Raw genomic sequence first — 11,799 nt, 5'->3', positions numbered from 1 at the left:
GAATTTAAAAAATAGAAGAACCCAAACATTTTAGAGCAATATAGGGTTGATAACGCTAACAAAACACTGGACGAAAACAGTATAAAATAAGGGACTTAAAAAACTCCCACAAGTACTTGACTCAATCAACTCTTAAGAACCCTTTGCAAATGGGTCTATTCAATGTTAATATTAAGAGGAATTTATATATGAAGTTATATTATATGTTCATCAGTTGGCGGAGGTGCATCATTTTGTCAGAGGGCTTACAGGAAGTGATGGTGAAATTACCTAAAAATCTTCTTAATGAGGTGGATGGATTAGTGAAAAATGATAACAGCGATTTGAGTGAGTTCATTTACCAGGCAACGAAGACTTATCTAGAGCAGAAGAAGAAGGATCATATCCAGCAATTTATGGAAGCGATGCGACGTGGCTATGAGGAAATGGGCCACATTAATCTTAATATAGCTTCAGAAGCTTTTCAGGCTGAAGAGGAGGCTGAAAACACCCTAGAGCGTACAGTGATCGGGGTGTAATAATTTGAACGTTCAAAGAGGCGAAGTATACTTCGCTGACTTATCTCCTGTAGTTGGATCCGAACAGGGAGGAGTACGTCCGGTATTAATCATTCAGAATGATATCGGAAACCGTTTTAGTCCAACGGTTATTGTAGCAGCAATCACTGCACAAATCCAAAAGGCTAAGCTGCCGACTCATGTAGAAATTGACGCCAAAAAATACGGTTTTGACCGAAACTCTGTTATCTTATTGGAGCAAATCCGGACTCTGGATAAGCAGCGACTAACAGATCGTATAACTAAACTAGATAAAGAAATGATGGAAAAAATTAATCGTGCAATTGAAGTTAGCCTAGGGCTAAAAGATATATATGATCACTGATGGAAACTCTTCAACTTTCGTTCGAAGAGTTTTTTTGTTTATCTGTTAAAAACTGGCAGCGTGGGTTCACTTGTCTATTTTCCTGATATAAGAAAAACTGAGAGCGCACCAATAGCTGAGATTAATAATTATTAATATAGATTGGGCTAGTTTACATGTTACAATATAGAAAAAAGTGTGGGAGGGTATCAGGAAAGATAGGTGTTCATCCTGTTTTCCTAAATGAATCTAAATTGGGAAAAATAACCGGTTAATTTATAGGATTATAATGTTTGAAATTGATTCAGAACGGGAATAAGCGTGTTATGATTAGTCTCAATGATTAATATTTGGATATGGGGGTATACGTAATGGATAAAAAAATTAAGCGTATCGTATTAGAACACAGCGACCAGATCGTCCAAATGTGGATGGATAATGTCAGCGAATTAAAAGATGAAAATTACACGACAAATATCGGAGATGAGCTCTATGAAAATACGAATCGTGAATTTGTCAATGTAATATTCAAAAGCATTCAAAATCAGGGGTCATCCGAAGAAGTAGAAAGATTCTCGGAGAAAATTATTAATCTTGGTTGGCCGCTAAGTTACATAACAGACGGATTACAGATTTTTAGACGTGTTACAGTAGATTATATACTGACAAATACAGAAGATATGGATACGGAAGCTATCAAAGTCGCTTTTCAAAGTGTCGATGATTGGATAGAGCCGATTATACGCCAGTTGGTGAATGAATATACAGGTAACTGGGAGAATATTGTTTCGCTTCAACGCGTTGCTTTGCAAGAGTTGTCTGCTCCGCTAATTCCAGTAATGGATGGAATCACGATTATGCCACTCATCGGTACGATTGATACGGAGCGTGCGAAACTTATCATGGAAAACTTATTGCAAGGTACAATCAATCATAATTCAGAGGTAGTATTAATAGATATTACAGGTGTGCCAGTAGTGGATACGATGGTTGCACACCATATCATCCAAGCAGCGGAAGCGGTGCATCTGATTGGTGCGAAGTGTATTTTAGTCGGAATCCGACCAGAGATTGCCCAGACGATTGTAAACCTTGGTATTGATTTAAGTGATTTCTCTACGAAGAGCTCATTGAAGAAAGGCTTTACTTCTGCTCTGGAAATTACGAATCGTAAAGTTGTTCCGCTTGAAGGACAAGCAAAGGAAGAAAAGTTGCGTCATATTCTAAGTTCAGCGAGAGGAGAGTGAAGACCTTGCGCATACCTATTCTGAAATTAAATAACTACTTGTTGATCTCCATTCAAACAGAATTGGATGATCAGACAGCGATTCAGTTTCAGGAAGATTTGTTAGATGAAATCTACAAAACGGAATCAACAGGTGTAGTTATTGATTTAACTTCCGTGGAAATCATTGATTCGTTTATTGCGAAAGTACTTGGTGATGTTGTGACAATGTCGGGCTTAATGGGGGCTAAGGTAGTTTTAACTGGTATTCAACCTGCAGTTGCGATTACGTTAATTGATCTTGGTATCAATATGCAAGATGTGCCAACCGCATTAGATCTCGAGCAGGGTCTGATCAAACTCCACCAGGAATTGGGGGTATAATATGATGAATCCTCAGTCCTGTGTTAAAATCCAAAAGGAGTGGGATATTGTAGGTGCCCGTCAGCTTGGTAGAGAATTGGCCAAAGAGATTGGGTTTGGTACGGTTGACCAAGCTAGAATAGCAACCGCGATTTCAGAACTCGCACGAAATATCTATTTATATGCTAATCATGGAGAAATTCGTTATGAAATTATACAGGTGCCAGAACATAAAGCAGGGCTGTGTTTGATTGCGGAAGATGAAGGCCCAGGAATTTCGGATATCAGTCAAGTGATGAAGGATGGATATACTACTTCTGGGGGATTAGGTGCTGGACTCCCAGGTGTCAAGAGATTAATGGATGAATTCGAAATCCATACTGAGGTAGAAAGAGGCACAAGAATCAGAACAATAAAATGGTTACGTTGAATTCTATAGTGGAAGCTTCGTATCTTGAAAAGGAAGTAGGCTGATAGAAATCCTTGTGGAATAAGTCATCTATCCACCCTGTTCGAGATAATTAATGAATGAATTTGGAGCAGAGAGCTGCTCCTTAGGAAACTATCACTTAACTTCTTGGAGTGTTGCTTACACAGCACACTCCATCGTTAATTTTATGATGGTGTTAATGTAAAGAAGGAACGAGGAGAGTATGATGGAGAATTTTTTCAAGGAAAGAGCAGAAGAGTATAAGAAACTGTTGGCTGAATATATTGAAACGCAGGATGAAAAAGCTTTATATGAAGTAGAGCTGGTCAGTAAAGCGTTTATTAAACATAACATATTACCTGAAGAGATTATTAACTTACATATAAAAGCATTAAAGGAAATATATCCTGACTTGGTTGTGTCTTACGAACATTCCATGGACTTCCTACTAGAGGCCATGATTTCATATGGATTGGCTCATCAGGAAATCCAGGTTCTTCGCGAACAACAAATCGCATTAAAATCTGAAATCTCGATTGCAGCTGAAATGCAGCAGAAACTTTTACGTACGAATAAACCCGAGGTTCCAGGGGTCGATATTGGAGTGATCAGTGTTCCGGCCAATCAGATGAACGGAGACTACTATAATTTTTTATTAAATACAGATGGATCGATTGGGATTGCGATGGCAGATGTCATTGGTAAAGGCATACCAGCTGCCCTGTGTATGTCGATGATCAAGTATTCATTGGACAGTTTCCCGGAGGAGACGATGCGTCCGCCAGTGATTCTTAATAACTTGAATCGTGTCGTTGAGCGCAATGTGGAATCAAATATGTTCATTACGATGATGTATGCCCAATATTTTCCTAATAGTGGAAGGTTAGCCTTTTCTTCTGCTGGTCATGAACCAGGCTATTATTATAATGCGGTTGAAGATCGATTTACGGAAATTACGACACGAGGATTGGTCTTAGGAGTTTCGGAAGACGCAGAGTATGAAGAAAAAGAATTGTTGATTAACAAAGATGATATGGTCATTCTATTAACAGATGGGGTAACAGAGTGCAGGGATGGAGAACGATTTATCGAGATTCATGAAGTGTTGGAAGTGATTAAACAATACTCTCATCTATCTTCTCAGGAAATGGTTGAACAGGTGTATAAACATTTCGAGAGACTGCAAGATTTTAAACTCCAGGATGACTTTAGCTTATTAATTTTAAGAAAAACAGTTTAGAAGAATATTAAACCGGGTATAAACGTATGTGTATACAATTATTACAGAACTAATAATGATAATAAATATGAAAACGGGGGGATAACTGTGGATTTACAGATTAAACATACTGAGAAAAATGAGCAAACCATTATTTCATTATCAGGTGAGATTGATGCATATACCGTTACGAAGCTGAAAGAGACTTTTAGTACAACGATGAACAGTGAGGGTAAAGATGTAATCGTCGACTTAGAAGAGGTTACATATATGGATAGTACAGGTCTTGGCGTGTTCGTTAGTGCTTTAAAGACAGCGAAGGAAAATGATGGAGAACTAAAGTTGGTCAATGTTCAAGACCGTGTATATCGTTTATTCCAAATTACTGGTTTAAACGAAATAATGGATGTCAACAAGGCTGCGATTAGAGGTGTAAATGAATAATGGAAAAATTTGATTTTATTGAGATGACGATCCCTTCTAAAGCAGATTACATCGGAGTTGTTCGGTTAAGTTTATCAGGAATCGCTAATCGGATAGGATTTTCTTTTGAAGATATAGAGGATTTAAAAGTCGCTGTTTCAGAGGCAATCACTAATGCAGTTACCCATGCTTATGATGAAGAAGATAAAGGTGAAATCACCATTGGGTTTGGTGTATATGATGACCGTTTAGAAGTGATGGTTGCTGACAGTGGCGTGAGCTTTAATGTGGATGAAGTTCGTAGACGAGTCGGACCTTATGAGAAATCAAAACCCCTTGAAGATATTCAAGAAGGAGGGTTTGGATTATTCCTGATTGATGCATTGATGGATGAAGTAGAGATTCATGATAATAGTGGGATTATTATAATTATGACCAAATTTATTAATGAAACAGGGGTGGATCTCGATGGCGACCAAATCTCAACCACATCATAAAGGAAGAGATGAGGTATACCAATGGATTAAATATTTACAAGAAAATCCCACTGATGAAGCTGTGCAAGAAAAAATAGTCTTGCGTTATAAGGACTTGGTAGGATCCATTGCGAGAAAATATGCCCGTAATAGTATGATATATGAAGACCTATCCCAAGTAGGGATGATTGGTTTACTAGCAGCGGTGAAGAGGTATGATGAAACATACGGTAAATCATTCGAGTCTTTTGCTATTCCAACCATTATCGGGGAAATCAAGAGATACCTTCGTGATAAAACTTGGAGTGTCCACGTGCCGAGGCGAATCAAAGAACTTGGACCGAAAATCAAAAAAGCTGTGGATGAACTGACTAGAATCAATCAAAAGTCACCTACTGTAGAGGAAATTGCCGATTATCTTGATGTGACATCAGAAGAAGTGCTGGAAACGATGGAAATGGGCAAAAGTTATAAAGCTCTTTCTGTTGATCGTAAAGTAGAGGCAGATTCAGAGGGTAGTACGGTAGCTATTTTAGACCTTGTCGGAAATAACGACGCTGGCTATGATACGATTGATCAACGTATGATCCTTGAAAAAGTTCTGCCGATTCTATCCGAAAGAGAGCAGTTGATTTTACAATATACGTATTTTGAGAATAAGAGTCAAAAGGAAACAGGAGAGTTATTAGGTATTTCACAAATGCATGTTTCGAGATTGTTGAGAAAAGCTTTGTTGAAGCTGCGTGAAGCCATACAGGCCGAGCAATCTGAGGTGTTGGATTAATGACGCAACCCAAAGTGCAGGTCTCTGTCTTCCAACAGCCGAAAGAAGGAAATACTTTCTGCGGGGATAGTTATTTCTATAATGAAACCGAGGATCACTTCATCTGTGCAATAGCAGATGGTCTCGGAAGTGGCGAATATGCGATGGAATCTTCTCAAGCTGTAATTGATATTATTCAGGAAAACAATCATGTCGGCGTGGAAGAGCTCGTATTGAAAAGTAATGAAATCTTATTTGGTAAACGAGGAGTAGTACTTGGAATATTGAAGATTGATTTCAATTCTGAGTCCTATTCCTTCTCTTCTATTGGTAATATTGGAATTATGACGGTAACCGATGGGAATATCAAGAAGCGTAATATACCAAATAATGGATATCTAGCTGGATATAAACGTCACATAAAAGTACAGAACTATAAGCTCCAAAAGAACACAACTTTTATCATGTTTTCCGATGGAGTTCAGGATAAGGAATTATCCAAAAGCTTTTTTATTGATAATGATGTAAAACGGATCACCAAAGCTTATGAAATGACATCAGATAAAAATAAAAAAGATGATACGACTCTTATCGCAATGCGTTACGAAGGTTGAACTAATAAAATCAAATAATCTATCTTATCATAGGGGCACGGATTTAGAGTGACTGTCATATGTAATGACAGTTGTTTTGATTCCGTGTCCCTATTCCAATTAGGCAAGGAACAAGGAATTTGGTAAGATAATGAAATAAGGAGGAGTAGTGATGACCATTACACATACAGACGAATTATTCCAATTAGTAGCGGCTGAAACAAAAATAAATGCTTCCACAATCGAGAAAGTAATCAGCTTATTCGAGGAAGGTAATACAGTACCATTTATAGCGCGCTATCGTAAAGAGATTACTGGTGGACTTGACGAAGTTGATATTAAATTAATCCAGGATAAATGGAATTATGCCCTACAATTAAAACAGAGAAAAGAAGAGGTCCTGAGAATTATCGGAGAGCAGGGCAAGCTCACCGATGAGTTGGAAAAGGAAATCAAAGAAGCGACTCAGCTTCAGCGCGTTGAAGACCTTTATCGCCCGTATAAACAAAAAAGGAGAACGCGAGCAACAAAAGCAAAGGAAAAAGGTTTAGAGCCACTGGCTGTTTTAATTTGGGAACAAGGCAACTTCGATTTACATAAAGAAGCAGAAAAATATTTATCAGAAGAGCATGAGTTGACATCTTTAGAATCTGTATTAGAAGGTGCCAATGATATTATTGCTGAATGGATCTCTGATATTCCGGAACATCGAGAGTATATTCGTGATGAAACGTGGAAACGTGGCAAACTTCTCTCTGAAGTGAAGGATGAAAGTTTGGATGAAAAAAAGGTATATGAAATGTACTACGATTATAATGAAAACGTTCGATCCCTCGTTTCTCATCGAATACTTGCATTAAATCGTGGGGAGAAAGAAGAGGTATTAAAAGTTTCAGTTGAACCACCAGTAGATAAAATCGTGGAATATTTAAATCGGAAAACATTGAAACGTTCTACTTCTGGTGCTCTAGCGGAGTTTCTACAAGCGGCAGTTGAAGATAGCTATAAACGATTGATTCAGCCTTCGATAGAGAGGGAAATACGCAACACACTTTCTGAAAAGGCAGAGGAACAGGCGATTGAGGTGTTCGCTGTTAATCTGAAAAACCTGCTTTTACAGCCGCCGTTAAAGGGTAGGACGATACTAGGAATCGACCCAGCGTTTCGAACAGGCTGTAAACTAGCATTGGTCGATGAGACAGGGAAAGTCCATGATGTATCTGTCATTTATCCGACTGCACCGAGATTGGATTTAAAAGGAGCAGAGAAAAAGGTTCTTGATTTTATTCAGAAGTACGATGTCGAACTAATTGCAATAGGTAATGGAACGGCTTCACGAGAAACGGAACAATTTGTTTCTGATGTGATTCAAAATAACAATTTGGATATACCGTATATTATTGTGAATGAAGCTGGCGCAAGTGTATACTCTGCTTCAGAGTTGGCACGTGAGGAGTTTCCAAATCTGCAAGTCGAGGAAAGAAGTGCAGCTTCAATTGCACGCCGGGTTCAAGATCCTTTAGCAGAGTTGGTAAAGATTGATCCGAAGTCTATTGGCGTTGGTCAATATCAACATGATGTCAGTCAAAAGGCGTTAACAGAATCCTTGAGTTTTGTTGTGGAAACAGCTGTTAACCAAGTCGGAGTAAATGTAAACACGGCATCTACTTCTTTACTGCAATATGTATCTGGTCTAAGTAAGACGGTTGCAAATAATATTGTGAAGCGTAGAAACGAAGAAGGGAAATTTACAAATCGGACTCAGCTGAAAAAGATTCCGCGACTTGGAGCCAAAACTTACGAACAGGCAATAGGCTTCTTACGGATCGTCGATGGTGAACACCCGTTGGACCGTACGCCAATTCACCCGGAGAGCTATAAGAAGACGGAGGAACTTTTAAAGTTGTTAGGATACTCCTTTGGAGATATCGGAACGGAAGAGTTGCGAGGTAAATTTTCTGAAATCAACATTAAAGAGGTTGCTGAACAACTGGATATCGGAGAGCCGACACTCGTTGATATCATCGAAGCGTTGAGTCGTCCAGAACGAGATCCGCGGGATGATTTCCCTCAACCATTATTGAAACAGAACGTGCTCTCGCTCGAAGATTTGAAGCAGGGAATGGAAATGCAGGGCACGGTGAGAAACGTTGTCGATTTCGGTGTATTTGTTGATATAGGTGTTAAAGAGGATGGGCTGGTGCATATCTCAAAAATGTCCAATAAGTTCGTCAAACACCCGATGGATATTGTGTCAGTCGGTGATGTTGTAACTGTTTGGGTGGAAAGTGTAGATGAGAAAAAAGGCAGAATTGCACTTTCGATGGTTAAATAAATATAAAAAAATCTGCAGGGCAAGTATGCTCCTGCAGATTTTTTATTAGTCTTCTTTACTTACTGCTGCTTCAACTTCGCTTAGGTCGATGCCGATTGCTTTCGCTACACCTTCACCGTAAGCTGGATCAGCTTTGTAGCAGTTGACGATATGTCTTAACTGTACATCTTTCGAAACGCCATCCATGTTTCTAGCAGTGTTTTCGAATAGTCTTTCTTGTTCTTCTGAAGATAGAAGACGGAATAGTTTACCTGGTTGTTCGTAGTATAGGCTATCATCTTCATCGAAATCCCAGTAGTTTGCATCTCCGCCAAGCTCTAGTGTTGGCTCCTGATGCTCTTTGCTGTCTTCCCACATACCATAACTGTTCGGGCTGTAAGATACGTGTCCACCTTGGTAAGGTATTACGCGCATTGCACCATCACGATGGTATGGGTGGAAGTTTTCAACGTTTTTCGGATAGTTAACAGGAATTTGCCAGTGGTTAACACCTAGACGGTAACGTTGTGCGTCTCCGTAAGAGAACAATCTTCCTTGAAGCATCTTATCTGGTGAGAAACCAATACCAGGGATGATGTTAGTTGGAGCGAATGCAGCTTGCTCAACTTCTTCAAAGTAGTTTTGTGGGTTACGGTTAAGCTCAACTTCCCCTACTTCAATTAGTGGGAATTCGTCTTTGTACCAAACTTTTGTTAGGTCAAATGGGTTATATCTATGATTTTTCGCTTGCTCATCTGTCATAACTTGGATGTACATTTTCCATTTTGGATTATCGCCGCGCTCGATTGCTTCACGTAAGTCACGTGTACTGCTATCACGATCTTGAGCGATAACTGCTGCAGCTTCATCCTCTGTTAAGTTTTCAATTCCTTGTTGTGAATAGAAATGGAATTTAACCCAATGACGTTCATTATTAGCGTTGAACATACTGTAAGTATGGCTTCCGAACATATGCATATGTCTGAATGTTTTAGGAATTCCACGGTCAGACATGACAATTGTTACTTGATGTAGTGCTTCTGGAAGGCTGCTCCAGAAATCCCAGTTAGCTTGTGCGTTATGCAAGTTAGTTACAGGATCTTTCTTAACTACGTGGTTTAAGTCAGGGAAACGTTTAGGATCTCTGAAGAAGAATACAGGAGTGTTATTTCCAACTAAATCCCAGTTACCCTCTTCTGTATAGAACTTCATAGCAGTTCCACGGATATCACGTTCCGCATCTGCTGCACCACGCTCACCTGCTACTGTAGAAAAGCGGATAAACATATCTGTTTTCTTACCAACTTCTGAGAATAGTTTAGCTTTCGTATATTTAGTGATGTCATTTGTTACTGTTAATGTTCCGTAAGCACCTGCACCTTTAGCATGCATACGACGCTCAGGAATTACTTCTCTATCAAAATGTGCTAGTTTCTCTAAGAACCAGAAGTCTTCCATTAGTAATGGGCCACGAGGACCAGCTGTCTTGGAATCATCATCGTTAGGTACTGGTGCACCAAAAGCTGTGGTCATTTTCATTTTTTTACTTTTGCTATCCATTCTTTTATTCCTCCCTGTTCATTAAATACAATAATTATAATAACACAATCATTAGCAGATTACTATTAATATTGCTTAACATTTATTCGACAACTTGATGGAGAATGATTTTATAGACTGAACAAGCGCTATAATGAAGTTTTATAAAAAAGTCGCGATTGGAGGCGGTTGGAAAGAACTGTTTTTCAACTCCTTCATATTTTCTCATTTGGATAAATTAATTGAGAATGGAAGAGGTGTGGATTCGTTAAGAATGGTAGATTTGCATTTCGTTTTTACTATTTTAAAGTAGAACTGTTTGTAATTACAATAAACTTGCTTGAACTGTTATACCTATAGCTATAGCGAAAGTAAAATAACAGTTGTAGATTAAAAGAGTTAAATTTAAGGGGATTTTATTAAATCGAACTATGATACAATACTTTTAGAATTATAATGAAGGAAGTAATTTAATGTTAATGAATCATGAAGAATTGAAAGATCTTGTAAATCGAATTTCTATTACCTACTTTGATAAGCCGTTTACTGATGAAGTTCGATTCAATACCAGATTGAGAACTACTGGTGGAAGGTATATGCCTGCAAAAAGATTGATTGAGCTTAACCCTAAGTACGCCATGGAAATGGACAAGAATGAATTTTACGGCATTATTAAACACGAACTCACACAATCTATGATATGAATTTTTGTGGTTTTAATGATAAGTGCTGTAAAATCGAAGGGTTTAAACATAATATATTTTGGTTTTAATTTTATTTTTGGTTTTAACCATTTTCTAATGTGCTTTTTGCTGAAATTAATTGTGTTGTAATGAAGAGAGGGAGGTTGTTCTTAATTGTCTTGCCATTTCACAGAAGAGGATTTAGTTAATTATGCCCAGCGATTTGCAAAAGAGCATTGGGATCGAGAGTTTGATATACGAATTGAACTTGTTAATAGGGATTGGAGAAGAAAACTAGCGAGTTATCATTTTAATTCGAAAACAGGTGATAAGTTTATCAGAATGAGCAAGGTTGTTAATGAAAGATATTCTAATGAGGAGGTTTTAAATAGCCTTTTGCATGAAATGGTACATTGGGTATTACATACAACAGGAAAGCCTTTTAGAGACGACACGAAAGAGTTTGTTGAAGAATGTATTAGAGTTGGTGCTTCTTTCAGTAAAACCAAAACTGCTCAAAAGGCATTTAAGAATTATTCTAAGAGTTTAAATAAGTAATAATATCGTGTTAATATTCCTATTAAAGAAAGGGTTGAAACATAGAGCTATAGGTTTAAATTAGAGTTCGATTAAAGGTACATCGCAACCCTGTGTAATACTGTAACTAGACAAATCCATTTTGATCATTCTTTTTTCAAAATGGATTCGTCTCTTTTAAATATAGCAAGAGTTTTTATAATAAAGAATGAATATTTTAAGGATTTCTTATTCAACTAACGCACCCGTTCGTAATATAAGGTTAGCCAGAAATTACTGGTTGACCTTTTTTTATAAGGTTTTATTATTACGGTAGTCGGGGTAGAACGTCGCACCCGTGGGACTAGATCCCGTCAGCTAAACTGTTCACCCC

14 protein-coding genes are annotated in these 11,799 nt (G+C 38.1%); 13 read left to right on the top strand and 1 reads right to left on the bottom strand.

Features of this window, described 5'->3' with window-relative positions; translation table 11 throughout:
* Nucleotides 1-233 precede the first annotated feature (233 nt).
* From M3210_RS18680 to M3210_RS18630, 11 genes are all read left to right on the top strand, one after another.
* Entirely contained in the window at nt 234-518 is a 285-nt protein-coding gene (locus M3210_RS18680; protein ID WP_251517570.1) for a CopG family ribbon-helix-helix protein, read from the top strand.
* 4 nt (nt 519-522) lie between these two features.
* Nucleotides 523-882: a type II toxin-antitoxin system PemK/MazF family toxin gene (locus M3210_RS18675; protein ID WP_251517568.1), complete on the top strand. Its 360-nt coding sequence runs from the start codon at nt 523-525 to the stop codon at nt 880-882.
* Between the two features lie 350 nt (nt 883-1,232).
* Nucleotides 1,233-2,108 (top strand): RsbT co-antagonist protein RsbRA, encoded by an 876-nt coding sequence (locus M3210_RS18670; protein WP_251517567.1) that lies wholly within the window; start codon nt 1,233-1,235, stop codon nt 2,106-2,108.
* Between the two features lie 5 nt (nt 2,109-2,113).
* On the top strand, nt 2,114-2,470 hold the full coding sequence (locus M3210_RS18665; protein ID WP_285853898.1) for an STAS domain-containing protein: 357 nt from the start codon (nt 2,114-2,116) through the stop codon (nt 2,468-2,470).
* A 4-nt stretch (nt 2,471-2,474) separates the two neighbouring features.
* On the top strand, nt 2,475-2,879 hold the full coding sequence (locus M3210_RS18660; protein ID WP_251517569.1) for an anti-sigma regulatory factor: 405 nt from the start codon (nt 2,475-2,477) through the stop codon (nt 2,877-2,879).
* Nucleotides 2,880-3,105: 226 nt separating this feature from the next.
* Nucleotides 3,106-4,119 (top strand): PP2C family protein-serine/threonine phosphatase, encoded by a 1,014-nt coding sequence (locus M3210_RS18655; protein ID WP_251517565.1) that lies wholly within the window; start codon nt 3,106-3,108, stop codon nt 4,117-4,119.
* An 87-nt stretch (nt 4,120-4,206) separates the two neighbouring features.
* Nucleotides 4,207-4,542: an STAS domain-containing protein gene (locus tag M3210_RS18650; protein WP_251517564.1), complete on the top strand. Its 336-nt coding sequence runs from the start codon at nt 4,207-4,209 to the stop codon at nt 4,540-4,542.
* Nucleotides 4,542-5,018 (top strand): anti-sigma B factor RsbW, encoded by a 477-nt coding sequence (gene rsbW / locus M3210_RS18645; protein WP_251517561.1) that lies wholly within the window; start codon nt 4,542-4,544, stop codon nt 5,016-5,018. The genes M3210_RS18650 and rsbW overlap by 1 nt, the downstream gene beginning before the upstream one ends.
* A complete protein-coding gene (gene sigB / locus M3210_RS18640; RefSeq protein WP_251517559.1) occupies nt 4,990-5,781 on the top strand; it encodes an RNA polymerase sigma factor SigB in 792 nt (263 codons plus the stop codon). Before rsbW ends, sigB begins: the two co-directional genes overlap by 29 nt.
* Complete coding sequence (locus M3210_RS18635) at nt 5,781-6,374, top strand: SpoIIE family protein phosphatase (protein ID WP_251517557.1); 594 nt, start codon at nt 5,781-5,783, stop codon at nt 6,372-6,374. The genes sigB and M3210_RS18635 overlap by 1 nt, the downstream gene beginning before the upstream one ends.
* A 151-nt stretch (nt 6,375-6,525) precedes the next feature.
* The gene (locus M3210_RS18630; RefSeq protein ID WP_251517556.1) at nt 6,526-8,688 is read left to right on the top strand and encodes a Tex family protein; all 2,163 of its coding nucleotides are present in this window, start codon (nt 6,526-6,528) and stop codon (nt 8,686-8,688) included.
* A gap of 45 nt (nt 8,689-8,733) precedes the next feature.
* On the opposite strand, the gene M3210_RS18625 is transcribed toward M3210_RS18630, so the two are convergent.
* Nucleotides 8,734-10,227, bottom strand: coding sequence for a catalase (locus M3210_RS18625; protein ID WP_251517554.1), 1,494 nt, complete (start codon nt 10,225-10,227; stop codon nt 8,734-8,736).
* Nucleotides 10,228-10,679: 452 nt separating this feature from the next.
* On the opposite strand from M3210_RS18625, the gene M3210_RS18620 reads away from it, so the two are divergent.
* On the top strand, nt 10,680-10,910 hold the full coding sequence (locus tag M3210_RS18620) for a SprT-like domain-containing protein (RefSeq protein WP_349774382.1): 231 nt from the start codon (nt 10,680-10,682) through the stop codon (nt 10,908-10,910).
* Between the two features lie 153 nt (nt 10,911-11,063).
* The gene (locus tag M3210_RS18615) at nt 11,064-11,447 is read left to right on the top strand and encodes a SprT-like domain-containing protein (RefSeq protein WP_251517551.1); all 384 of its coding nucleotides are present in this window, start codon (nt 11,064-11,066) and stop codon (nt 11,445-11,447) included.
* The last annotated feature ends 352 nt before the right edge of the window (nt 11,448-11,799 follow it).

Origin of the sequence: Oceanobacillus luteolus, assembly GCF_023715655.1 — a bacterium.
Classification (GTDB): Bacteria; Bacillota; Bacilli; order Bacillales; family Amphibacillaceae; genus Oceanobacillus; species Oceanobacillus luteolus.
The sequence above is the reverse complement of the archived record's forward strand: the minus strand, read 5'-3'. Positions and strand labels throughout refer to the sequence as shown.